Annotated in this window: 22 protein-coding genes and 1 tRNA gene; 7 read left to right on the forward strand and 16 right to left on the reverse strand. The window is 66.0% G+C overall.

Annotated elements, in window-relative coordinates:
• Window positions 1-4 precede the first annotated feature (4 nt).
• Window positions 5-652, forward strand: a complete 648-nt coding sequence (locus tag SACMADRAFT_RS11315) for a DUF6226 family protein (protein ID WP_009153950.1) — start codon at window positions 5-7, stop codon at window positions 650-652.
• On the opposite strand, the gene SACMADRAFT_RS11320 is transcribed toward SACMADRAFT_RS11315, so the two are convergent.
• From SACMADRAFT_RS11320 to SACMADRAFT_RS11335, 4 genes are read right to left on the reverse strand one after another with little or no spacing between them, the layout of a single operon-like run.
• Window positions 649-1026, reverse strand: a complete 378-nt coding sequence (locus SACMADRAFT_RS11320) for a nitroreductase family deazaflavin-dependent oxidoreductase (RefSeq protein ID WP_009153951.1) — start codon at window positions 1024-1026, stop codon at window positions 649-651. The two genes, SACMADRAFT_RS11315 and SACMADRAFT_RS11320, sit on opposite strands and share 4 nt — an antisense overlap.
• 16 nt (window positions 1027-1042) lie before the next feature.
• A complete protein-coding gene (crcB, locus tag SACMADRAFT_RS11325) occupies window positions 1043-1420 on the reverse strand; it encodes a fluoride efflux transporter CrcB (RefSeq protein WP_009153952.1) in 378 nt (125 codons plus the stop codon).
• Window positions 1417-1758: a DUF190 domain-containing protein gene (locus SACMADRAFT_RS11330; protein ID WP_009153953.1), complete on the reverse strand. Its 342-nt coding sequence runs from the start codon at window positions 1756-1758 to the stop codon at window positions 1417-1419. The genes crcB and SACMADRAFT_RS11330 overlap by 4 nt, the downstream gene beginning before the upstream one ends.
• Complete coding sequence (locus SACMADRAFT_RS11335; protein WP_009153954.1) at window positions 1758-2177, reverse strand: fluoride efflux transporter FluC; 420 nt, start codon at window positions 2175-2177, stop codon at window positions 1758-1760. The genes SACMADRAFT_RS11330 and SACMADRAFT_RS11335 overlap by 1 nt, the downstream gene beginning before the upstream one ends.
• A gap of 207 nt (window positions 2178-2384) precedes the next feature.
• Between SACMADRAFT_RS11335 and SACMADRAFT_RS11340 the strand changes: the two genes are divergently transcribed.
• A tRNA-Pro gene (locus SACMADRAFT_RS11340) sits at window positions 2385-2458 on the forward strand.
• Between the two features lie 83 nt (window positions 2459-2541).
• On the opposite strand, the gene SACMADRAFT_RS11345 is transcribed toward SACMADRAFT_RS11340, so the two are convergent.
• From SACMADRAFT_RS11345 to SACMADRAFT_RS11380, 8 genes are all read right to left on the reverse strand, one after another.
• Window positions 2542-3762: a tyrosine-type recombinase/integrase gene (locus SACMADRAFT_RS11345; protein ID WP_009153955.1), complete on the reverse strand. Its 1221-nt coding sequence runs from the start codon at window positions 3760-3762 to the stop codon at window positions 2542-2544.
• Window positions 3762-3977: a helix-turn-helix transcriptional regulator gene (locus SACMADRAFT_RS11350; protein WP_009153956.1), complete on the reverse strand. Its 216-nt coding sequence runs from the start codon at window positions 3975-3977 to the stop codon at window positions 3762-3764. The genes SACMADRAFT_RS11345 and SACMADRAFT_RS11350 overlap by 1 nt, the downstream gene beginning before the upstream one ends.
• A gap of 14 nt (window positions 3978-3991) precedes the next feature.
• On the reverse strand, window positions 3992-5560 hold the full coding sequence (locus tag SACMADRAFT_RS11355; RefSeq protein WP_157617231.1) for a replication initiator: 1569 nt from the start codon (window positions 5558-5560) through the stop codon (window positions 3992-3994).
• A gap of 16 nt (window positions 5561-5576) precedes the next feature.
• Window positions 5577-5831 (reverse strand): hypothetical protein, encoded by a 255-nt coding sequence (locus SACMADRAFT_RS11360; RefSeq protein WP_157617232.1) that lies wholly within the window; start codon window positions 5829-5831, stop codon window positions 5577-5579.
• A gap of 59 nt (window positions 5832-5890) precedes the next feature.
• A complete protein-coding gene (locus tag SACMADRAFT_RS11365; RefSeq protein ID WP_009153959.1) occupies window positions 5891-6715 on the reverse strand; it encodes an FtsK/SpoIIIE domain-containing protein in 825 nt (274 codons plus the stop codon).
• Between the two features lie 14 nt (window positions 6716-6729).
• Window positions 6730-7497, reverse strand: a complete 768-nt coding sequence (locus SACMADRAFT_RS28505; protein ID WP_232285605.1) for a hypothetical protein — start codon at window positions 7495-7497, stop codon at window positions 6730-6732.
• Window positions 7498-7642: 145 nt separating this feature from the next.
• A complete protein-coding gene (locus SACMADRAFT_RS11375; RefSeq protein ID WP_009153961.1) occupies window positions 7643-7915 on the reverse strand; it encodes a hypothetical protein in 273 nt (90 codons plus the stop codon).
• A 14-nt stretch (window positions 7916-7929) separates the two neighbouring features.
• The gene (locus SACMADRAFT_RS11380) at window positions 7930-8265 is read right to left on the reverse strand and encodes a hypothetical protein (RefSeq protein WP_009153962.1); all 336 of its coding nucleotides are present in this window, start codon (window positions 8263-8265) and stop codon (window positions 7930-7932) included.
• Between the two features lie 166 nt (window positions 8266-8431).
• Between SACMADRAFT_RS11380 and SACMADRAFT_RS11385 the strand changes: the two genes are divergently transcribed.
• Both SACMADRAFT_RS11385 and SACMADRAFT_RS11390 read left to right on the forward strand, forming a co-directional pair.
• Window positions 8432-9181 (forward strand): helix-turn-helix domain-containing protein, encoded by a 750-nt coding sequence (locus SACMADRAFT_RS11385; RefSeq protein WP_009153963.1) that lies wholly within the window; start codon window positions 8432-8434, stop codon window positions 9179-9181.
• A gap of 4 nt (window positions 9182-9185) precedes the next feature.
• Window positions 9186-9656 carry an NUDIX hydrolase gene (locus SACMADRAFT_RS11390; protein WP_009153964.1) on the forward strand — a complete coding sequence of 157 codons (471 nt, stop codon included), beginning with the start codon at window positions 9186-9188 and terminating at the stop codon, window positions 9654-9656.
• On the opposite strand, the gene SACMADRAFT_RS29070 is transcribed toward SACMADRAFT_RS11390, so the two are convergent.
• The 4 genes from SACMADRAFT_RS29070 to SACMADRAFT_RS11405 form a co-directional block, all read right to left on the reverse strand.
• Window positions 9625-10203: an HD domain-containing protein gene (locus SACMADRAFT_RS29070; RefSeq protein ID WP_009153965.1), complete on the reverse strand. Its 579-nt coding sequence runs from the start codon at window positions 10201-10203 to the stop codon at window positions 9625-9627. The two genes, SACMADRAFT_RS11390 and SACMADRAFT_RS29070, sit on opposite strands and share 32 nt — an antisense overlap.
• Before the next feature lie 342 nt (window positions 10204-10545).
• Complete coding sequence (locus SACMADRAFT_RS11395; protein ID WP_009153966.1) at window positions 10546-13683, reverse strand: type I restriction endonuclease subunit R; 3138 nt, start codon at window positions 13681-13683, stop codon at window positions 10546-10548.
• Complete coding sequence (locus tag SACMADRAFT_RS11400) at window positions 13683-14945, reverse strand: restriction endonuclease subunit S (RefSeq protein WP_009153967.1); 1263 nt, start codon at window positions 14943-14945, stop codon at window positions 13683-13685. The genes SACMADRAFT_RS11395 and SACMADRAFT_RS11400 overlap by 1 nt, the downstream gene beginning before the upstream one ends.
• Complete coding sequence (locus SACMADRAFT_RS11405) at window positions 14942-16687, reverse strand: type I restriction-modification system subunit M (RefSeq protein ID WP_009153968.1); 1746 nt, start codon at window positions 16685-16687, stop codon at window positions 14942-14944. The genes SACMADRAFT_RS11400 and SACMADRAFT_RS11405 overlap by 4 nt, the downstream gene beginning before the upstream one ends.
• 1463 nt (window positions 16688-18150) lie before the next feature.
• Between SACMADRAFT_RS11405 and SACMADRAFT_RS11410 the strand changes: the two genes are divergently transcribed.
• The 3 genes from SACMADRAFT_RS11410 to SACMADRAFT_RS31270 all read left to right on the forward strand — a co-directional run bounded on the left by SACMADRAFT_RS11410 (window position 18151) and on the right by SACMADRAFT_RS31270 (window position 20925).
• Window positions 18151-19377 (forward strand): helix-turn-helix domain-containing protein, encoded by a 1227-nt coding sequence (locus tag SACMADRAFT_RS11410; RefSeq protein WP_009153970.1) that lies wholly within the window; start codon window positions 18151-18153, stop codon window positions 19375-19377.
• Window positions 19378-19945: 568 nt separating this feature from the next.
• Window positions 19946-20365 (forward strand): hypothetical protein, encoded by a 420-nt coding sequence (locus tag SACMADRAFT_RS11420; RefSeq protein WP_232285574.1) that lies wholly within the window; start codon window positions 19946-19948, stop codon window positions 20363-20365.
• Between the two features lie 56 nt (window positions 20366-20421).
• The gene (locus SACMADRAFT_RS31270) at window positions 20422-20925 is read left to right on the forward strand and encodes a hypothetical protein (RefSeq protein WP_009153972.1); all 504 of its coding nucleotides are present in this window, start codon (window positions 20422-20424) and stop codon (window positions 20923-20925) included.
• The last annotated feature ends 166 nt before the right edge of the window (window positions 20926-21091 follow it).

The following is a 21091-nucleotide window of genomic DNA, read 5'->3' on the forward strand; positions in this document are numbered from 1 at the left end:
GCGGGTGGACACGCGGCTGCTGCTTGAGGCGGTGACGGCGGAGTTCGCCGTCACCGCGGCGACGACACCGGGGTGGCCCGACCCGCATCCCGGTGGCGCCGCACCGCTGGAGGAGGAGTACTCCCGCTGCCCGGACCCGGGCAAGTACCGCATCGTCCACGCCCGCGCGTGGGCGTGGACACGCGCACTGACCCGTGCGGGCCTGGCGACCGTGGAGGAAGTGGCCGAGCCCGGCGCTGCCTGGCGAGAAACCCCAAGCGTCACACCCGAGACCGCCATCCGGTTGCACCCGACCCGGGCAGGCGCGCTCTGCCTGCTGTTGGGATTCGCGAGCATGAGCGGCGTGCCCGACGCCGTCGCGATCATCGGCGCCGCAGAGCCTGCCGTCTACCTCGCGACCGTGCCCGACTGCGGCTGCGACGCGTGTGACAGCGGGTCGGACGATTTGCTGGAGCAGTTCGACGAACAGGTGCTCTCAGTGGTCGGCGGCGACTTCGTGCACGTCACCACCAAGCGCGGCAGGGTCGTCGGGATGCGGTCGGGCTGGTCTGCCGAGCGCCGGGGCGACGTCAGGGATGTCGAGACCATCCTCGCCGACGCGCGTCGTGGCAGGTCGCGCTATCCCACCGTGCACGGGCCCGCCTGGTACTAGGCAGGGCTCAGGTGCAGGAAGTCGCTGACACCGATGAGCGCCAGTACCTGGCGTACCGGGGCCGGCATGGCCGATCGGGTCTCGTCGTGCACGAGCCTGGGGTCGGTGAGCCGCACGTCCTCGCCCCGGTTCCGCAGCTCGCAGCCACCGGTCGCGAGCACGTTCTTCACCCAGTCGGCGTCTGGCCCGTACGTCAGCGCGATCACGTAGTCGTCGCCAACGCGAAAGACATTGAGCGGAATGCGGTATCGACGACCTGACCTGCGGCCGGTGTGGGTGAGCATCGCGAAGCCCGGCAGCCGCGGCGCCACCAGTTTGGTGACGCGGTTGGTGGCGACCTTGTTGAACCGCGCCAGTCGCTTCGGAAGCACCACGACACCAGTGTGGCACCTAGCGTGACCAGATGGCCATGGCGAGCACCAGGCCGGTTGCCGCGGCGCCGAACCCGGCGAGCACGGTGACGGCGACGTTGGCGACGGCGAAGAGCCGTGCCCGCTCGGTGAGCAGGCGGATCGTCTCGTAGCCGAAGGTGGAGAACGTGGTCAGCGAGCCGCACAGTCCCACGCCGAGCAGCGCCCGCACACTGTCCGGTTCGCCGCCCAGCAACGACCAGCCTGCCAGAAAGCCCAGCAGCGCCGAGCCCGTCACGTTCGCCAGTAACGTGCCCCACGGAAACGCCGAGGCGTGGGCACGCTGCACCCGGCGGTCGACGAGGTAGCGCAGCACGGCACCGGCCGCCCCGCCGAGCAGCACCAGGGCGAGTGTCACGGGTGTTGCCCGCCGGTGTACTGGATCATCTCGACCTCGTCGAGCGTTGCCAGCCCCTCCTCGACCAGTTCGTCCAACTGCGGCAGAAACGCGCGAACCCGCTCGGGCTCGTCCACGATGATCACAGCGACCGGTAGGTCCTCCGACAGCGACAGCAGCCTGCTCGTGTGGATCAGCGAGTTGGCGCCGTAGCCCTCGATGCCGCGCAGCACCGACGCCCCTGCCAACCCGGCTTCGCGGGCTCTGCGCACCACCTCGTGGTAGAGCGGCTGGTGGTGCCAGACGTCGTCCTCACCGAGATAGATCGTCAGGCGCAGCCCACGGCCGGATTCTCGCATCACGCACCTCCCGCTTGGCCGGCTCGCCGGATGACGGCCCTGGTTACCAGCATCCCAGCGGCTACCGCGAACAGCGAAGCGAGCACCGACCCCACGGCATAGCCGATGGCCAGCCCGGGGCGGCCCTGGAGCACCGAATACATCGCGTCCACCACGTAGGTGGAGAACGTGGTGAACCCGCCGAGCACGCCGATGCCGAGGAAGGGCCGCAGCAGCCGGTGTGGTTGCGCCAACTGCGAGATCACGACCATCAGGACGCCGATGAGCAGGCAGCCGAGCACGTTGGCAAGCAGGGTGGACAGCGCCAGGTCGCCAGGCGGATGGGGCAACGCCACAGCGAGCCCGTATCTGGCGAGGCTGCCCAGCGCGCCGCCGACAGCGATGACGAGCAGTACGTCCCACTGACCCGCTCGTCGCATGCACCAATGATCGCTCACGCGGCCACTCGGACCGCTCGGGCCCACAGGGTGTACCACGCTGCGTGACCTCGTACTGCGGGGAGGGGTCGGCCGAGCCTCGCGAGCTCTGCCGCCTGACCAGCCACGAAGCGAGACGGGGAACCTGCGTGTGAAGCCGCTACGACGACAAGGTAGGCTTTGGCCGTCACCTTGAAGCGAGGTGGCGGCCGGGCTGTGGCGCAGTTTGGTAGCGCACTTGACTGGGGGTCAAGGGGTCGCAGGTTCAAATCCTGTCAGCCCGACGGTCGAAACAAAGCCCCTGATCCGGGGCAACATCCCAGGTCAGGGGCTCTTCGCATGTCCGGCCGGTGATCACGGCCATGATCTACACCGCCCTGAGCTTGGGACCACTTTGGGACCGGCGCAGGTAGTTGGTCAGCAGATCACCAGCGCCCGTGATCGACTCATGGCCGGGGTGCAGGTACCGCTGCGTTGTGGTCAGCGACCCGTGTCCGGCGATCTTCCGCAGGTGATGCACGGGCACGCCCGCATCGGCCATCCACGTCAGGCCGGTATGCCGAAGGTCGTGCCGCCGGAGGTGCTCGTATCCGAGCTTGTTCACCACCTCATCCCAATGCGTGGCGTCCCGCAGGATGGCTGTGGTGATGCGACCGCCACGAGGGCCGGTGAACAGCCGCGCCATCGGATCGTCGCCGGCCTTGTCCAGGAGCTGCCGCACGAGCGGCCGGACCTCCTCGATCAACGGCACCACCCGAGCCCGCTTGCCCTTGGTGCCCTTGTCGATGAGCCCGCCCGGACCGGTCGTGGTCTGCCGACGGACGGTCCAGGTCCACGTGTCCGTGTCGATGTCACCGACCCGGCATCCGGACACCTCTCCGATCCGCGCCGCAGTGCAGGCGGCGAAGATCACCACGTGACCCCACCCGGGGTAGGGATTCCGGCCGAACTTGTCCGCCGAACGCGCCACCAGGGCATCGGCAAGCCGGATCAAGGTGTCCCAATCCGGCAAGGCCAGCGACCGAGGATCGTTCAGTTCGTCCTCGGCCAGGCGGTACTCGTGCTGCCACCCGGTGACGCGAGCCGGGTTGCGGTCGATGAGCCCATCCCGCACAGCCTGCTCCATGACCCGGACCAGCACCGCGATGGAGTTCTTCACCGTGGACTTGCTGCACCCATCCGCGATCCAGCCATGCACGGCGCGGTCCACGGACCCATTGGTGACCATTCGCACGGCGATGTGTCCCAACGCCGGCACCACGCGCCGACGCCAGCCCGCCAGATACGGGTCCGAGGTCTTCGCCTCCAAGCCCCGGAGCGCGAGCGGCATCACCGCCTCGCCGTACTCAGCCAGCGTCTGCGTCGCCGCAGCCGGGTCCACGCCTTGCCGAGCCAGCGCCCGAAGCCGTTCAATCCACTCCTCGGCAGCGTCCTGACTGTCGAACGTCTCCGACCGGGACCGCCGCTTGCGCGTGCCGGGATCGAACCACCGAACCCGAGCCCGGAACGCGTCGCCATCGGCCCCGGGGCGACGCTCGACATCGCAGGTGAGCTTGACGCCGATCGGGAGAGTGATCTTCTCGCCCATTACGCAGCCCTTTCCGGCTCGACACGGTGCCGCCGCAACCACTGCTCGACATCGTGCGCGCTGTACATCGTCACGCGCGAGGTCATCCGCACGAACGGTGGTCCCTGCATCGGCTCGGCCGTCCGCCACCGGCGCAAGGTAGAACCGTCCACACCGAGCAAGCGAGCCAGCTCTTCGGTGGTATACCACTTACCGTCCAAAAACGACGGTTCCATCGTGTCTCCTTTCGTCAGGCAGCGAGGGTGTGTTCGAGTTCTTCCTTGGCGGTCTGTCGTCGTTCGCGGGCTTTGGCGGCGGCGGTGTTGGCCAGGGCGGCGTCGCCGAGGGTGAGCCAGCCGACGCCGTCGAAGATCCAGGTGAGGGTGACCACGGCGTCGGCGGCGGCGGGGTCGTCGTCGGCCGGCGACGTGTGGTCGGGGTGGTCGAGGGGTTGGCCGCGTTGGTAGGCGCGGCGCACGGCACGCAGGGCGCCGAGGGTGGTGGAGTAGCGGCGGCTTTTGGTGGAGAAGTGGCCGCCGAAGCCGAGCATGTGCGCCCAGCGTTGGAGTTTGCCCCAGCCGGGCAGGTTGCTGCCGGGGCTGTCGTCCCAGGCCTCGATCTCGGCCTTGCTGGTGACGTAGAAGGGGCGGCGGCCCAGGGTCCAGCAGGCGGTGATCTGGCGAGCCTGGTGGGTGTCGAGCTCGGCATAGACGGCGGCGGTGGCGGCGGTGATGCGGCGGGAGACGTGCCCGGTGGCTTCGGTGCCCTTGGTGGCGTACTTCGCCAGGTATCCGGCCACGGCCTCGGTGGTGAGGGCACCGCGGTCGTCGCAGTCGGCCTGGCTGAGCCGGACGCGGCGGATGTCGAGCTGTTCGCCCCACCGGATCACCCAGCCGAGCCGGTTCTGCGGGTGTGGGGCGGTGGTGAGCCGGGTGAGGCGGGCGGCCCGCTCGAGATAGCTTTCGACCAGCTCCGGGGTGAGCGAGGGGTGCGGGGGCAGCACCGCGTCGCGGTCGTCGGGGTCGTAGCCGTCGAGCCGGATGAGGGCGTGGTAGTGCACGGCCCCGCGCCGCTGGTATTCGGCGACCTTGGCGTAGGACACCCGTACCTGCACCCCGCGATCTTTGGCGGCGCGGGTGAGGAAGCGGTTGAGGGTGACGGTGGTGCGCCGCCAGAGTTCGGAGGCGTGCAGGTTCCACACCGCCTGGTGGTGGTAGTCGTAGCAGTCCCGGCAGATCGGTTCCCCGAGACGGGGGTCGTCCTCGGCGTGGCGCTGGTGGCAGACGACCTGCCGACCGTGCTCACACACCGTGCCCCAGCGGCGCACCCGGCACGGCTTGACCCGCCCGTTCGCCCCGACCGAGCGGGAGTGCACGGGGCCGAAGGCGGGGGCGGTGAACGTGGCGAAGAAGCAGGGATGCTCGGTCACCGACTCGGGCACGCCTTTGCCGCCGAGCAGGCCGGCCTTGATGAGCTGGTAGGTGTCCTGCCGGTAGGTCTCGGCGCAGGAGGGGCAGACCGAGGCGCGGCGGTTCTTGCACGCCACGTAGATCACGCCATCGGGCATACCGTCGGTGACGGTCTCCGTCTCGCTACCGCCGTGCCCGTCGTGCCAGGTGGCGTTGAGCCGCAGCCGCACGGGATTGGCGCAGGCGGCGGCGGACATGACGTGGGTGAGCCACCACTGATAGCCCGGCTGCGCGGCCCGGTCGAGGACCTGGCGCTGCACCTGCTCGCGGGTGCTGGGTTGCTCGGCAAGGGCCGACACCCCCAGGGCCGGGGTGGCGCTGGGGGTGCGGGTCATGGTCGAGCCAGCCACGGGTCTCGCGGGCTCCCTAGTTGGTGAACAGGTCGGCGTGCGCGGCGAGGTCGGTGGTGGTGGCCCACCGGAAGCCGGTGACGCACTCCCCGTTGACCCGATAGGTGGGCAGCACGCCGCCGGTGTCGAAGGCCTCGACCGGGAAGGCGACGAAGGTGTCGCTGCCGGGGATGTGGGCCATCCGGGCGGCATCCACCGCCCCGGCGTCACTGGCGACGAGCACCCAGATCTGGTCGTCGTCGACGGCCAGCGGGGGTGTCACGGTCAACATGAGCACAGTCCTCTCCTGCAACGTGAAAACGGAAATCATTGCGGTGAAACGAAAGACGGTCAGGCCGCGCGGCCGATCTTCAATTGCCGCGCGTACTCGACCAGCGAGTAGATGTCCGCATCGGACAGATACGCCGACTTCATCCGGCGCGGGACACCGCCCTCGGCCAGCAGCAGCCCGATGCCCCGGTCTTCGGGGGCGATGGTGGCCGCGTTGTAGCCCTGCGAGGCCCAGCCCCGACCCAACACGATGTCCGAGCTGGAATCGGTGGTGCAGCGAAACGCCAGCCGGTAGCCGAACAGGTCCCGCAGGCTGGTGGGGATGATGTCCGCCGAGGGCCGTTGGGTGGCGGCGACGACGATCACCCCGGCCGCACGGCCCCGGGCGACGAGGTCCCGCAGCAGCCGGACGAAGGCGTCTTGCTCGTCCTTGCTGCCCATGGTCGCGGAGAACAACGCCAGCTCGTCCACGACCAGCATGATCACGTCCACCGGGTCGGTGCGGTCGATCTTGCGCCGCCGCACCCGGTCCAGCTCTTCGTAGCGCCGGTTCATCTCCGCCTGCAACTGCTCCAGCGCGGTCAGAGCCCTGCTGATGTCCGGGCCGACGAACACATCGGCCAGCTCCCGCCACAGGCCGAGCTCGACCTGCTTGCCGTCGAAGAGCCACAGGCTGGCGTCCGGGCACAGGGCCGCGTGCGCCACCACGTTGTTCAGCCCGACCGACTTACCGGAGCCGGGTTCCCCGGCCAACAGGATGTTGCGGTAGACGAGCGGGATGTCGGCCCGGTGCCCGTCCTCGAAGATGCCCAGATGAATCGGGTCGTAGATCGACAGTCCGGCGACCGGAACCGTGTCCGGCTTGCGCCGCGTGCGCTTCAGCATGACGCGGTCTCCTTTCAGTCGATGTAGTCGGAAAGGTCTTCGCCGCTGACCACCACCGACCCCCGACCCGACTCAGCAGCGAGCCTGGCCTTCGTCTTTGTGGTGGTGGCCGGCCTTTCCGGAGCCGCCCCAGACGCCGCCGAGGTGGTGTCCGCGTGCGTGCGGACGGGCAGCGGGGTGACAGTGGCGGCGGTGATGGGCTCACTGCCCTCTGCGGTGACCGCCTGGCCCTGCATCCGCGCCGACAACCGGGCCAGCGGGGAGGACACTGGACGCGGCTGGTTGAGCGGGTCACGCCGGATCAGCTCGACCGCCACCAGCGTGGACAGCGAGCGCACCCGGTGAATCCGGGCCTCGCGGGCATAGCAGGCCGGGGCGATGTAACCGAGCACCTGTTCCAGGTCATCGGCGCTGGACCCGGCACGGGTCCAGACCCAGATCCGTTCGCCGGTCTTCGTGGGGCGGGCCCAGAGCAGGAACGGCAGTGCGCCGTCCAGGTTCATCGTGCGGATCTTCGCCATCCGCAGGCAGGTACGCAGCCGGTGCCGATCCAGCACACACCAGAACCGGGCCACGACGAACCGGCGAGCGGGCGGTACCACGGCCACCACACCGACCAGCCCGGCGACGGTCAGCCACATCACCAGCGTGTTCGTGTTCTGGTCCAGCCACACCAGCACAAGCACCGCGACCGCGGTGAGCGCGAGTTCAGCGCGCCAGCGGATCAGACAACCCAGGATCATGGCAGGCCAGGACTGCTTCGGCGTCTGCCACACTTCCATCACATCGACACGCGCTCCCCGAGCGCGACGGCTAGACTTAGCCATGACTCATCGCCCTCCCAGGCAGAGTTGACAAGAATCGGGAGGCACGAGGCCGGGTCAGGAACCGCCAAGAACCGGACCGGCCCCGTGCACTCCTTGAGGGTCAGCCGACGTTGAGCACGTCGGAATCGTTGACTCCGTACTTCGCGGCGATCAGCAACGCGTGCGCTACCGATTCACGCGCCACCGCCAACTCATACGAGCGATACGCCTCCCGGGACCGAGCCCAGTACACGTCATCGTCTCGCCCGGACGCACACGCCGCTTCCCACGACAAGCGGGCTCGGCGGTACTCACTCAGCGCGGCAAACATCCGCTCACGCAGCTCGTCATGCACATCACGCCGACGCCGTTCGACATCCGTCAACAGTGTCATCACGACCTCGCAGGTCACGACGCAGCCGAGGCGCTCGACTTCGACGCAGACACCGGCTTCACATCAATCGCGCGGTACGCCACACCGTTGCGGCCGTTCTGTGCCCAGGGAATCGCCTGCAACTCCACGGGAACCACCGACTGACCCACCGAGACCTTCGGCGGCTGCGGAGCCGCCACCGTCGCAGTGATCACCTCAGCCCCGCCGTCATCCATGGCAACCAGCTGCACAGACCACATCGGAACACCAGTGTTGCGCTCCACCCGCTGCACACCGTTCTGATCCTTCTTCGCCTCCGGCTCACGACCCACCGTGAACGACACACGCGACGTATCAATCAACAGACGCACAACCACTGCCCTCCAAGGCAATCTCTCGGTTCAAACGCCCCATCAACTCGGGTGCGTATCTCAAAGATCGCCCAGGACAGGGGGACGGCTTTACCGCACAGAGGGACATCTTGGGACGTCTCTGGTATGTTGAAGGCGTCCCTAGTCGTACTGCCGAGGGGGTCGGATGGCCAACGACCGGTTACGAGACGCGATGCTCTCCAAGGGGCTGACGCCGGACAAGCTGGCCGCCGAGCTGAAGGTGGACCCGAAGACGGTCGAGCGGTGGATCACCAAAGGCCGGACGCCGTATGCCAAGTCTCGGCACCGGATCGCGGCCATGCTCGGTGAGTCGGAGAGCTACCTGTGGCCGGGCGCGTACAGCGAAACCAAGGCGGCCGAGGTCAGCGGGTCCGAGATCGTCAAGGTGTACCCGCACCGGAGCGCGGTCCCGGGCGACCTCTGGGACCGGTTGCTGGAGCAGGCGACGACGTACGTGGACATGCTGGTCTACGTGGGCATGTTCATGACCGAGAAGCCGAACCTGCTCGACAGCCTCCGCACGAAGGCCGAGGCGGGGGCACGTATCCGCCTGGCGTTCGGGGACCGGGATGCGCCTGCCGTCATCCAGCGCAGCCGAGACGAGGGGATCGGCGACCACACGATCTCAGCGAAGATCGACCACGCCCTGGCGCACTTCCGGCCGCTGAAGGACGTTCCAGGCATCGACGTCCGCACCCACGGAACGGTGCTCTACAACAGCATCTTCCGCTTCGACGACGAGATGGTCGTCAACCCGCACGTCTACGGGAAGATCGCCGCTCATGCGCCGGCCATGCACCTGCGCCGCCTATCAGCAGGAGACCTGTTCACGACCTACGAGGACAGCTTCACCGCCGTCTGGGAGACCGCCGAGCCGTACAAGTGGGAAGGCTGAGGCCATGCCGAAGAAGGACTACTACGACGACCCCGACGCACCACCAGCGAACAGCATCGTGCCCGCGGTGACGGCCGTCGTCCGCAACGAGTCCGGCGAGGTACTGATGATCGAGCGCACCGACAACGGCCTCTGGGCGCTCCCCGGAGGCGCACAGGACATCGGCGAGTCAGTGCTCGACGCAGTCCGGCGGGAAGTCGAGGAAGAGACCGGCCTGACCGTCGAGGTCACCGGCCTTAGCGGCATCTACTCCGACCCCAAGCACGTCATCGCCTACGACGACGGGGAAGTCCGGCAGGAATTCTCCATGTGCTTCCACGCTCAGCCGCTCGCGGGCGAGCCCCGCGCCAGCTCTGAATCACGCCAGGTCCACTGGGTTGCACCCGACCGGCTCGACGAACTCGACATGCACCCATCGATGCGCCTCCGCGTCGATCACGCGATCAAGAACGCGGATGTGGTTCATCTGAGCTAGCCGAGACAGCAGCGACACGCCGTCTAGTCCGTTCAACCGCGGCCAACAGCTCAGGCGTAGCACCGGTGATGAAGCGAGTTACGAGATCATCAGGACCATAACGCTTTTTGATCTCTGCAATGCGCTCTTCCGGCTCCACAGTCTCACCATCTGGGGATGTAGTTAAGTCGCAAAACCACAAAGCGTCGCGGATCAGGCCTCGCTCATCGTGGAAGGTGTCCAACTCGTCGGAAAGTCCCCTCAACTCCGCTTCATAGGCAGCATAGGAGTGATGTGCCACCAGGTGGACCAGTCGTCGGGGCATGCCGATCTTCGCTAGATGATTGGCGCCGTCGATGGGATGGAAGCCGGTATCGACTAAATCAGGGCTGTATCCAATGTCATGCAGAATCGCCGCGGCCTCGAGGAGCTCGGCATCTAATCCACTTAGCCGCCTCAAAGTCCTCGCTTGCCGAGCGACGCCTTGGACATGCGCCCATCGCCGTGGCAGCGCTTCGGCAAGATTCTGCCTCGCAAGCTCGAAGGCCCACCTTCCCAAATTCACCATTAGATGGTACTAGACGCGTCCGACTGGGCAGACTCACGGCATCGTCGCACCCACCCAGCCTTTCGTTGCAATCTAAACACGACCGGAGGTTAAAAAGGTGCGCTACTCGGGTTCGTAATCGAGCAGAATGGTCTCATAGTTCTTGGCGTGGGCCCCGACTAGTCTTATAAACACCGAGATATTGCCCGCACTGGGGAGGTAATCCAGGAACTTCGCTCTATGAGATGTCTCTACTTCGACGACAGTTTGTCGCTGAATCTCGTAAGGGCTTGCATCTTATGGTGCATCGAGGTCGTTATAATGTCGGATCGGTACGGCACAGCCATCTTCCGAGCCGGTTACTCAGATGTCCGACCGCTGATCAGTGGCGGCCTCGTAGAAGGCGTCCGCGAGCGCCATGATGACGGCGCTGATGCCGGGTCCGTCGCTGAAGAAGTAGTCGGCCATGGTGTTGTGGGCTTCCTGGTTGTCGGCGACCGCGTCGGTGACCGCGGCTTGGAAGTCCTGCGACTCCATGAACTGCTTTTTCGAGTTCACCTTGGTCTGGTTGACCAACTCCGGATAGGCGAGCAACCGCTGCACAAGTCCCTGTACGAACTCCCGGACCTGGGACTCGGTGAACGACTCGGCGCCGAAAAGGTCGTTCATCTTGTCGATGACGACCTGGAGTGCGACGTACTTCGGCTCCTTCCGCGCCCCGGTGCCCGCGGCGCTGATGCCCTTGAGTTCACCGTCACCGGTCAGCGAGATGTCGACCGCGGCCCCCTTGCTGTGCTTGACGCCGACCAGGACCACATCGGAGAGGTCGACCTCCGCGGCCCACGACGAATCCGCGATGACCTTCTCCAGCAGCCGCAGGAAGATCGACAGCATCTCCAGGTACGGGTCGCCGTAGTCGACGATCTGGCTCATGAAGTCGTAGAGCCGGACGTAGGTGGAGACGTCCTTGCGGAACAGGTCGAGGGTGTTCAGGGTGACTTTGTCGTCGGCCTCGATCGCGGCCGTGTAGCGGCGGGCGAACTCGTTCTTTGCCGGGCTGATCGCGGCTGAAAGCGCGTTGTTGCCCTTGCGGCGGACCCACAGTTCGGCGACCTCGCGAACCTGCTCCTCCGTGTAGATCCCGGCCTGGGCGAGCTTCATGGCCAGGTGGACCACGACGTACGGGTCGGTCTCGGTCTCCAGGGTGGCGTTGGTGAAGTAGGGCTCGAACGCGGTTCGGATGTCCTCGGGTTTGTTGACGAAGTCGAGGACGAACGTCTTGCGCTTCTGTTCCCCGCCCGCGGTGCGATGGGTGCGGTTGAGCCGGGAGAGCGTCTGCACGGCGGTGACCCCGGAAAGCTTCTTGTCGATGTACATCGCCGACAGCAACGGCTGGTCGAACCCGGTCTGGTACTTGTTGGCGACCAGCATGATCTTGTACGTCGCGCCCTTGAAGGCGGCGGCCAGGTCCGAACCGGCTCCGGGGTTGAGGTTGGCCTCGGTGAACTCGTCGTCCTTGCTCGGCTGCGGCCCCCAGTCCGAGGCCCACTCCTCGTCCTCGGCCATGGTCACCGAGCCGGAGAAGGCGACCAGCGTGCGGTAGTTGTACGAGGCGTCCATGGCGGCCCGCTGGGCGATGTAGGCGTCGATCGCCTTCTTGTATTTCACCGCCGCTTTGCGCGAGTCGGTCACGACCATCGCCTTCGCCTTGCCCTCCAGCAGGTGGGCGACGTTGGCGTGGAAGTGCTCGACGATGATCCGCACTTTCTGGCCGATGTTGGTCGGGTGCAGTTTCACCCACCGCATCAGCCCCTTCCGCGCTGCGGCCTCCTCCACCACCACGTCACCGTCACCGCTCTCGGCCTGACCAGCGATCTTCAGGGCGGTGTCGTAGGACTGGTAGCCCCTGAGCACGTCGAGGATGTAGCCCTCCTCGATCGCCTGCCGCATCGAGTAGAGGTGGAATTCGACGGGCTTGCTGTCAGGGCCTTTGCGGCCGAAGAGCTCCAGGGTCTTGTTCTTCGGTGTCGCGGTGAACGCGAAGTAGGAGATGTTCGGCGACTCGGCCCGCTCGGTCATCTCCGAGGCCAGGATCGACTCGACGTCGACGGAGCCGCCCTCCTCGATCTCCTTGACCTCCTCGGCGGTCAGCACGGCCTTGAGCTTGGACGAGATCTTCCCGGACTGGGAGGAGTGCGCCTCGTCCGCGATCACCGCGAAGCGCTTGCCCTTCAAACCCTTGTCGGCCCGGATCTCGTCGAGTGCGAACGGGAAGGTCTGCACCGTGACCGCGATGATCAGCTCCCCGTGCTGCAACGCGGTCGCCAGCAGCCCGGACTTCGACGTGGCCCCCGCTTTGCGCACGTCCTCGGGGCTGATCGTGGCCACGATCTTGCCCGACCCGTCGATCTGCCGGATCGCCTCCTGGAGCTGCCCGTCGAGCACGGTGCGGTCGACGACCACGAGCACCGAGTCGAAAACCTTCTCGTCGTTCACGTGCAGCCGTGCCAGCCGGTGCGCGGTCCAGGCGATGGTGTTGGTCTTGCCCGACCCCGCCGAGTGCTCGATCAGGTAGCGATGCCCCACCCCTTCCTCGCGCACCGCGGCCACGATGTTCGTCACGGCCTCCCACTGGTGGAAGCGCGGGAAGAGCATGCTGGTCCGCCGCACCGACGTCCCGGTGGTGACGTCCCATTCCTCCTTGGTCTCTACGATCATCAGCCGGCCGATGATGTTCAGCCAGGCGTGTTTCTCCCAGACCCGCTCCCACAGGTATGCCGTCGCCGACCGCCCGCCCTCACCGGGTGGGTTGCCCGCGCCACCGTCGTGGCCGGTGTTGAACGGCAGGAAGTGCGTCTTCTCGCCCTCCAACTTGGTGGTCATCGCGGCCAGGTCGTTGGAGACCGCGAAATGCACCAGCGCCCGGTGCCCGAACGACAGCAGTGGCTCGGGCCGCCCGTTGGTCGTCGGGTGCCGGTTCTTGCGGTACTGGTTGATCGCCTCGTCGAGGGACTGGGTGAAGTCGGTCTTCAACTCCACGGTGGCGACCGGGAGCCCGTTGACGAAGAAGACCAGGTCGATGCTGCGCTGGTCGGCGGTGGAGAAGTGCACCTGCCGCATCACCCGCACCCGCATCGCCGCGTACTGCTCGTTGGTGGTCGCGTTCAGGCTGGTTTCGGGGCGGAACTGCGCCATCTTCAACCGGCCGCCGCCGATGTACTGCACGCCGTTACGGAGGATGTTCAGCGTCCCGCCGCCGTGTTCGAGAGGTTTGTCGAGCGCCGTGGTCAGCACGTCGAGGAACTTCGCTTGCGACCCGGCCGCCTTCAACGCTTTCTGGTACGGCGTCGGCTGGGTCTGCTCCAGCCAGGCGAACAGGTCGTCGGGGAACAGCGCCCGCTCCCGGTCGTAGCCGGTGTCGTCGGGCGAGTAGAGCCACCCGTGGGCGGCCAGGTACTCGCAGATCTCGGTCTCGAAGACGGCCTCGTGGTGGTCGGCCATCACACCATCTCCCGAACGTCGATCTGCCCCGTCACCGCCGCCGTGATCAGCGCAGCACGACGCTCGCGAGCGAGCTCGATGAACCGCTCGGTCTCGGCGATCAGCGTGTCGATCTTGGCGGTCTGCTGATCCAGTTTCGCAACGATGCGGCGTTGCTCCTCGATGGGAGGAACAGGAAGGACGATGTTGACCATCCGAGTCAGCCCTAGATCGTTGTTGGTTGCGCCACGGGTGAAAAGCTGCGATTGGTCATAGCACGGAGTGCTGTTGAGCGCGTAGGCCAGAAAAAATGGATCGACGACGTCGTGACGAATCTTCAGTACCGCAACATGGACCCACACCTGAAATGGGAAGTCCAAGTCAACCGCACGCGCGATGCCTGTGGTGCCACCCTTCGTGTAGAGCACATCTCCTGACTCGGGAACAACGCGCTTCGAGAACTCGAGATAGTCATCCTTTGAGATGAACTTGGCGTCGTCGAGCGACCATCCATCAACCTTGATGTTCCTCGCCGACAGGAACATGACTCCGTCTTCGACATAATTGGGCGAGAAGTGGGGCCCGTCCGCCAGTGCACGGATCACACGCCGCAGGGTCAGGAGAGTCCAGCCGTCCGGGAGTTCAGGCCACCACACATCTTTGGTCGGACGACGATCATCGGTATCGAGACCACCGATGGCTCGATCTACGACAGATCGACGCCGCTCGCGGAGCATCTCGATCAGGCGCTGCTGCTCCTCGATGAGCGTGTCGATGCGGGCGGTCTCGCGGTCGAGGTAGTCGGCGATGACCCGCTGCTCCTCGATCGGAGGTACCGACAACACGATGGTTTTCAGATCCGACTCGTTCACTCGCGGCGTACGCACTTGAGCTGCGTCGACGGAACCGATGCCACGCAGCCGAGAGGTCATCTCAAACACCCCGACTGGCGTCTTCAACCAAGCCGCGACGAACTCAGAGATCACTGTTGCCCGCGGCTCCATGACCAGATAGTCAGGCGACACAACACCACGTTTCCGCGATACTCCGAGGGCTCCGTTGTAAGCACTCATCCGGTTGAGAACGATGTCGCCAGGCTCGCAGATCTTGTAGTTCGTCAGGTCCTCCGCCCGCCCTTGGTCCCCAACCAACTCAGACCGCGGCACAACACCGTGAATTTGAGACACCGACATCAGCGGCAACGATTCAGCCTCCGTACCAGCTCGCTGATCCCGGACGTCATAGGTCGCTCCGAGCCTAAGCCGCGGCCACCGCTCGTTCATCCCTCCACCTCCCGCAGGAGGTCGAGGATCTTGGCGACCTGTTTTTCCAGGTCGGCGTCGATCTCGGCGAGGGGGCGGGGTGGGATGTACTTGTAGAAGTGGCGGGTAAAAGGGATCTCGTAGCCGGTTTTGACCTTGGCCCAGTCGATCCAGGCGTCGGGGACGTGCGGTTTCACCTCGGCGTCGAAGTACGCCTGAATGACCTCGGTCTTGCCTGCCGCACCGGCGGTCGAGCCGCCGTAGGTGAAGGGAACGTTCTCGGTGTCGCGCTTCTTGGTGTCCGGCTTGGGCTTGCCCTTGCGGTCGACGACCGGTTTGCCGGATTCGTCGAGGAGCGGGCGCTCGACGGTGATGGTCCAGTAGCCGAACTCGTCGTTGCGCAACACCTTGGAGAAGTCGGGGTCGGCATCGTCGAATTCGGCATACAGCTTCACGATTTCGGCGCGGTCGGCGTCGCTGATCTCGCGGCCCTTCGAGCCGAGGTTCTTGCGCATCTTGGTCCAGAACGACGTGCCGTCGATGAGCTGGACCTTGCCCTTGCGCTCGGGGTGTTTGGTGTTGTCGAGAATCCAGATGTAGGTGGCGATGCCGGTGTTGAAGAACATGTTGGTCGGCAGCGCGACGATGGCATCGACCAGGTCGTTCTCCAGCAGCCACTTGCGGATGTTGGAGGGGCCGGACTCGGCTCCGCCGTTGAAGAGTGGCGAACCGTTCATCACGATCCCGGCCCGGCCGCCGCCGTCCTCCGGCGCGCGCATCTTGTGCGCCAGGTGAAGCAGGAAGAGCATCTGCCCGTCCGAGGTCGGCGGCAAACCGGGGGCGAACCGGCCGTGGGGGCCAGCCTTGTCGCACTCCTTCTTGACCTCCTTGGCGTACTGCTTCCAGTCGACGCCGTACGGCGGGTTGGACATGCAGTAGTCGAACTGGCGGCCCTTGAACGCGTCGTTGGTCAGCGTGTTGCCGAACGCGATGTTGGTCGCGTCGTGCCCCTTGGCCAGCAGATCGGATTTGCAGATCGCGTACGACTGCGGGTTGTACTCCTGGCCGAACAGGCTCAGCTTTGCGTCGGGGTTCCTCGAAAGCAGGTGTTCTTCGGCCAGGGCGAGCATGCCGCCGGTGCCCGCGGTCGGGTCGTACAGCGTGCGGACGATGCCCGCCTCGTTCAGGTCGACGTCCTTCTCGGCGAAGAGTAGGTCCACCAGCAGCCGGATCGCGTCGCGCGGGGTGTAGTGGTCGCCGGAGGTCTCGTTCGCGGCCTCGTTGAACTTGCGGATGATGTACTCGAACGCATCGCCCATGTCGGCGTTGGAGACGACGTCCGGATGCAGGTCGATGCCCTTGAACGACGTGACGATCTCGCGCAGCAGCCCCGCCTTATCCAGGGCGAGGATCTCCTTCTTGAAGTCGAAGTACTCGAACACGTCGACATCGGGTGAGAACCGGTCGATGTAGTCGGCGAGGTTGTCCGTCAGCCCGTCGGCGTCGGCCAGCAGGTTCGCGAAGGAGTAGTTCGAGGTGTTGTAGAACGGCCTGCCGGTGGCCTTCTTGACCTCGATCCTGAGCCGGTTCGGGTTGTCGTACTTCGCCGCCAGCTCGCGCACCGTCTCGCGATCGGGTTCGAGGATGCAGTCAAGACGGCGCAGGATCGTGAACGGGAGAATCACGTTGCCGTACTGGTTGGGGCGGTAGGGACCCCGAAGCTGGTCGGCGATCGACCAGATGAAACTACCGAGCGTGCTCACAAGGCTCCTTACGACGTTCACTCGACGATGAATGTTGGACGCTGAGCGCGAGCAGCGCCAGCCGTCCGAACAAACAGCGCACACTCTGCGACGGCCGGTGCGTCACAAGAACATCATTGTGCACCACTGTCCCCTGGGTGCCACGGAGTCGACAGAGACGAGGCGGTGGACACGACGATCTCCAGCCGGGAAGTGACGACGAGGCGCAGGGTGAGAACTTTCTGTACGTCTTCAAGCCGCCCTGCCGGGCGGTCGCGCGGGCCGAACTGGCGCGCGGCCGAGCTGGCCCGCTCCGCTCGGCTCGGCCGCGCCGAACGCCGTCGGCCACGCGCGCTGAACCGGGCAGAGCGCATGAGAAGTGCATAACGTGCTCCAGGCCGGCGGCTGCCGGTGGGGCACACCATCCCCGCGGTCGCCGCATGGTCAAAGCCGGGCCGAACGTCGTCAACCCCGCTTCGCGCCGATCACGCCACCGGTGGTCGCCCGGCGTTCGTACAGTCACGCTGCGTACATCGCGGTCATGGCGTGATCGGTTACAGGGTTGACGACGCCCGACCCGGCTATGGGCGGCTGAGGATCGCGGGGACGGTGGCGCCTGCGTGTCTCGCGGCGGCTGAGCAGGGCGCCGCGGCTTGGGACCAGTTTGGGACCACACGACCTGCACACGGCCGGACAACCCGCAGGTCGCTGAACCCAGCACATGACCACGAAACCCCGCTTGACCTGCGAAAAGCGTTACGCCAACGTTCTGGGGGTCAAGGGGTCGCAGGTTCAAATCCTGTCAGCCCGACGGTCTGTGGGAGCCCGTTGGCTCTGGGTGAACGCCCAGGTCAGCGGGCTTTTTCGTGTTTTGTTCACGTTTGTTGCGTGCCGTGTTTTCAAGGTCGACAGCGGTGTGTAGGAGCGTTTCTGGAGTGGATCATGTGTGTGGCGGCAAGTGGGGTCGCGTTATGACCCCCGTAGTGGCGCTGCTGCGGTAACTGTCGTGAATGTGCGTGAAGCGTGTTGTGCCGGGTCTGGGTTGGGGTTGGATCGGGCGTTGTTGCGGGTGGCTGAGGGCGCCGTTGGGCGGTTGGGGCCGGTTGGGGTTGGTTGGGGGTGGGGTGGGTGTGTTGGTGGTGGTTTGTGCCGTTCGCGCGGGGTCCTGGGATGGCGGCGGCACCGCTGCCTGGGGGCGGGCCAGGGGAGGGGTGGTGATTGTTGTGGGGTGTGGTGAGTGCTTCGTGTTGGCGGTGTAATCGCAATGCTGGCCATGGCGGTGGGGGTCGCTGTCGCCTGCTGCGAGACGGCCGGTACGAGGTGTCTGTTTGTCCTTAAAGGACGTGTCGGGTCTGGTGGGTGGGTGTTGGGTTTACTGTTGCTGGTCTGGTCCGGTTATGCTGGTTGGTGCCTTTTCGTGGTGGGCTTGGGGCTGGGTCTGCGGGGGGTGCGAAGGGGTGTGACTGCGCGAAGGGTGTGGTGCGATGTCTTCGCAGCCGTGTGATGGTCTGCCGGTTGGGCAGCGCATCAAGTATTACCGTGAGCGTGCCGGGATGTCTCGGCGGGTGCTGGCTGGTCTTGTGGGCCGTTCTGCCGAGTGGGTTAAGGCGGTTGAGGTTGGCCGGTTGCAGGTGCCGAGGTTGTCGATGTTGCTCAAGATCGCGCAGGCGCTGGGACTTGGTGACCTTGCCGTGCTTACGGGTAACGGTGATGCCGTGCCGGTTCGGTTGTTCGCTGGTGAGCGGCATGCCGCGCTTTCGGCGGTGCAGGCAGCGTTGACGGAGTACCGGGTCACGCCTGCCGCTGAGCCGCCGAATGTTGCCCACCTTGGGTATCGGCTTGATCAGGCGTGGCGTGTGCGGCACTCCTGTCCTGACCACCGCACCCAGCTCGGGGCGCTGTTGCCGGATCTGATCCGTGATGCGCAGCGGGCCGTGCGAACGTTACGCGGAGACCAGCGGCGTGATGCCCGTCGCGTGTTGTCGGGTGTGTATCAGTTGGCCGATTTCTTTGTCGCGTATCAGCCGGCGCCGGAGTTGGTGTGGATGGTCGCTGACCGCGCGCTGACCGAGGGGCAGGAGGCTGATGATCCGTACGTGATCGCTGGCGGGGCTTGGGCGATGGTGCAGGCGCTGCGGGATGCGGGTCGGTGGGAGGAGGCGATCACGCTGGCTGGTGATGCGGTGCGGCAGTTGGAACCTTACGTCGATGGCGGGTCTGCTGACTGGCGCGGCATGGTTGGTGCGCTGGAGGCGGAGATCGCTTACGTGCACGCCCGCCGAGGTCGGCATGGTGAGGCGTGGTCGCACTGGCGGAGCGCGGAGCGGATAGCGCGTGGTCTGGGCTCGGGTTACCGGCATGTCCAGTCGTCGTTCTCGCAGCCCGTGGTCGGGGCGCATGCGGTGACGCTGGGTGTGGAGTTGCGCCGCCCAGCCGAGGCTTTGCGGGCTGCTGATTCGTTCGATCCTGGAGCGATTGCCTCGGTGGCGCGTCGTAGCCGGCATCTGATCGAGGTATCGCGGGCGCATTTTCAGCGTGGCGACCGGCATGCGGCGTGGGCGTTGCTGAACCGAAGTGAGCGCACCGCGCCGGAGACGATCCGCTACAACGGGTTCGCCCGCGAGATGCTGCTCGATCTTCGGAAGCGGCCTCCGGTTGGTTTGGCTGAGGACGTGCGGGATCTTTGCCAGCGGGTTGGTATCGCCGCGTAGTCCGTCCGGGTGAGGGTAGGAACCGTACCCAGCCAGCCGCATTGCTGCGCATAGGTTCGTCGCTGCAACACACGGCAACGACGGAGATGTGCTGATCATGAGCTGGATAAGTGGAGCGTGCCGGGTTCCATCACGCGACCACACCGCGCACGAGGGTGAGACAGAGGTCGAACGCGACGAGCGCGCGTGCAGCGACGACGATGATCGCTCGTGACCGCTGGTGTCACCGGAGTCGGTGCGCCTCTACCTTCGAGCTGCAACGCCTGATCGATCTGGTCGATTCCGGGTGGCAGTTCGTGCCCGGCATCACCGAGTCCCCTCGACCTCGTGCGCGTGGACGCCGCCTGCTTGATCCGCGACCTCGCCGCTGTCGAACGGCGGTCGAGGATGCGGCAGCTTCCCCAACGTCCGACTCGGCACACCGTCGCGGGTGCCCGTCGAGCCTTCGACAACCCACCACCGCCTGATCAGGACCTCGTGCGGCGCGTGCTGCACGGCCTGCGTGACAAGACCTGGAGATGACGACACCGTGGAACAACAACACACAGCCGCCGCCCCTCTCGCCCACGTGGCGCCGGCGTTGCTGATCCTGACCGACCGGGCCGCCACGCTGGCCCAAGCCCTGGCCAACCAGCCGAACGGACCCGCCTGCGTGCCTCAACCGTTCGGGCTGATGTCGCACCAGCAGTGGCACGCCATGATCGAGACCTTGTCCCAGTGGTGTAGCCGCAGCAACGGCGAGATGGAGGAGTTGCACGACTGCGGTCGCGGGATCTTGGAGTGTTGCCGCCACATGTCGTGGGACGAGGCCGCGCCACCGGTCACGTCGGTCGAGGTGGATGTGCTGCGTCAGCAGTGGTACGCGGTGATCGGCGCGCTCGTGCATCTGGATCAGGCCGCGCCGGATGACTGGCACGCGATCAACGCTACGGGGCGGGAGGTGGCCGAGCTGGGGCGTCGGATGATCGCTTTCCCCGCCGAACCTTGAGCGCGGCCGGGAACCGAAGCCCGACGTGCAGTTCGCTACGAATCTTGGAAAGAGTGATGACCGAAAACAGCCTGCCAGCAGCAGATCTGGACGCCGTGCTCGCGCGCCTGCGGCGCGCGGTCGAACGCGAGACCGGCTCCTGGTACGCCCGCAAAGACGCGGGCGACAACGACTCCCTATCCCCACTGCGGCGCATCGGGTTCCTGCTGCTGGAACTCGGATTCACCGTCGCCGAAGAGGGCGGCATCGCCTGCGGCGACATCGAGCAAGCCGTGTCCCGCGCCTACAACCTCCCTCGCCGCGCGATGGAGGACTCAGACCCTACGACACTCGGGCAGCTGGCCCACGCCACCAAGGAACGGGCACGAGCCATGGCCGAGGCCAACCATGCGGACAGCGTGTGGCGCACCGCCATCCGCGCAGCCTGCGACGCAGGGGAGAGACGCAAGGCCGTCGCTAACGTCGCCGGCGTCTCCGTGCACAGGGTGACCAGATCAACCAGGAGCGCCATCGAACAAACTAACCTCGCGCGTTCATCGTGTTGTGGGGAGTGTCCGTGATCGCTGACACTCCCGCGCGCTTAGTACTGCAACGACGGCGCTTAGTACTGCGACGGCACTTGCTTGATCGTTAGTGGATCATTGGTCCGTGGTAGTTGATCTCGTGGTTGCGGAACTGGACCGGATGCATGAACGGATCGCGGGCCGTCCGCACGGGTGAGGGTCG

Origin of the sequence: Saccharomonospora marina XMU15 (genome assembly GCF_000244955.1) — a bacterium.
Taxonomy (GTDB): domain Bacteria; phylum Actinomycetota; class Actinomycetes; order Mycobacteriales; family Pseudonocardiaceae; genus Saccharomonospora_A; species Saccharomonospora_A marina.

What these genes read in the sequence shown, in the direction of transcription:
- SACMADRAFT_RS11330 (WP_009153953.1), bottom strand. Translation starts at nt 1,758, where the DNA reads ATGCGAGAATCCGGCCGTGGGCTGCGCCTGACGATCTATCTCGGTGAG.
- SACMADRAFT_RS11335 (WP_009153954.1), bottom strand. Translation starts at nt 2,177, where the DNA reads ATGCGACGAGCGGGTCAGTGGGACGTACTGCTCGTCATCGCTGTCGGC.
- SACMADRAFT_RS11345 (WP_009153955.1), bottom strand. Translation starts at nt 3,762, where the DNA reads ATGGGCGAGAAGATCACTCTCCCGATCGGCGTCAAGCTCACCTGCGAT.
- SACMADRAFT_RS11350 (WP_009153956.1), bottom strand. Translation starts at nt 3,977, where the DNA reads ATGGAACCGTCGTTTTTGGACGGTAAGTGGTATACCACCGAAGAGCTG.
- SACMADRAFT_RS11360 (WP_157617232.1), bottom strand. Translation starts at nt 5,831, where the DNA reads ATGTTGACCGTGACACCCCCGCTGGCCGTCGACGACGACCAGATCTGG.
- SACMADRAFT_RS11365 (WP_009153959.1), bottom strand. Translation starts at nt 6,715, where the DNA reads ATGCTGAAGCGCACGCGGCGCAAGCCGGACACGGTTCCGGTCGCCGGA.
- SACMADRAFT_RS28505 (WP_232285605.1), bottom strand. Translation starts at nt 7,497, where the DNA reads ATGGAAGTGTGGCAGACGCCGAAGCAGTCCTGGCCTGCCATGATCCTG.
- SACMADRAFT_RS11375 (WP_009153961.1), bottom strand. Translation starts at nt 7,915, where the DNA reads ATGACACTGTTGACGGATGTCGAACGGCGTCGGCGTGATGTGCATGAC.
- SACMADRAFT_RS11385 (WP_009153963.1), top strand. Translation starts at nt 8,432, where the DNA reads ATGGCCAACGACCGGTTACGAGACGCGATGCTCTCCAAGGGGCTGACG.
- SACMADRAFT_RS11390 (WP_009153964.1), top strand. Translation starts at nt 9,186, where the DNA reads ATGCCGAAGAAGGACTACTACGACGACCCCGACGCACCACCAGCGAAC.
- SACMADRAFT_RS29070 (WP_009153965.1), bottom strand. Translation starts at nt 10,203, where the DNA reads ATGGTGAATTTGGGAAGGTGGGCCTTCGAGCTTGCGAGGCAGAATCTT.
- SACMADRAFT_RS11395 (WP_009153966.1), bottom strand. Translation starts at nt 13,683, where the DNA reads ATGGCCGACCACCACGAGGCCGTCTTCGAGACCGAGATCTGCGAGTAC.
- SACMADRAFT_RS11400 (WP_009153967.1), bottom strand. Translation starts at nt 14,945, where the DNA reads ATGAACGAGCGGTGGCCGCGGCTTAGGCTCGGAGCGACCTATGACGTC.
- SACMADRAFT_RS11410 (WP_009153970.1), top strand. Translation starts at nt 18,151, where the DNA reads ATGTCTTCGCAGCCGTGTGATGGTCTGCCGGTTGGGCAGCGCATCAAG.
- SACMADRAFT_RS31270 (WP_009153972.1), top strand. Translation starts at nt 20,422, where the DNA reads ATGACCGAAAACAGCCTGCCAGCAGCAGATCTGGACGCCGTGCTCGCG.